Origin of the sequence: Geobacillus sp. DSP4a, from assembly GCF_013096875.1 — a bacterium.
Lineage (GTDB): Bacteria > Bacillota > Bacilli > Bacillales > Anoxybacillaceae > Geobacillus > Geobacillus thermophilus.
In genome coordinates this window covers 1-871 of the sequence record NZ_SDLD01000150.1, presented here as the reverse complement: position 1 = coordinate 871, position 871 = coordinate 1, and the positions used below count along the sequence as shown (strand labels likewise).

Below are 871 nucleotides of genomic sequence, written 5' to 3'. Positions count from 1 at the left end.
CTCCATCGTCGTTTGAACCAATGCCTTCAACTCGGCGTCCAGTGCGGCGATCTCCGCCTCCAATTGGCGGTATCGGCGGACGAGCGCGGCGATCTCAAACCGGGCCATCGTCGTCCCTTCCGTCACCCCAATGGAGTCCTTCGCGGCGTTGATCAACGCCTGAATTTTGGCCTTCTGCGGGCATTTCAGCCCTTCGCTTTGCCGGTACACCTCGATGAGCTCCTCGGCGGTCCGACCCGCCATATCGGCCGGAAACGGCGTCCACTCCAACACCGAAAGCGCCGTTTTTCCCAGATCGCGAAACACCATCCAAAACCCCGGAAAATACCGGTCGGTCCAGCGGATGATCGCATTTTTCACCGCCGTCTGTTCCTTGCGGAGCTTCTCTTTGAGCGTGCTTCCCACGCGCAAATCGGCTTCGATCTCGTGCAGCAGCCGGGGAACGAGGAATCGTCCGTCTTTTGCCAGTCTGGCAATGACCAGGGCGTCTTTGGCGTCGTGTTTCGTCGGCAGGTTGTCATCGAGTTCTTTCGACCGGCACACATGCGCCGGGTTGACCATGACCAATGGGATCCCGTTCTCCTCGAGGAAGTAGGCTAGGTTCAACCAGTAGTGCCCGGTCGGCTCCACGGCGACGATCACCTCTGACTTCCCAAACGCTTGCATCGCCTCCTGAATCGCTTTATACAGCTGCTGAAACCCCTCTTTCGACTGGAAGATCGGGAACGACTTGCGAAGCACGCGCCCCCGGTCATCCACGAAGCAGGCGTAGTGGGTTCGTTTCGCGATATCGATGCCCACGACAAGCGTTTGTTCCGTAACTTGATCAATTTTATAGTTTTGTGTACAATTCATCTGAAGTCCTCCTTGG

At 57.3% G+C, this 871-nt stretch carries 1 protein-coding gene; it reads right to left on the bottom strand.

Annotation, left to right across the window (positions count from 1 at the left end; translation table 11 throughout):
* On the bottom strand, positions 1-855 hold an 855-nt coding region (locus ETC02_RS16740), incomplete at its 3' end, for an IS110 family transposase (RefSeq protein WP_171698457.1).
* Positions 856-871: the final 16 nt, after the last annotated feature.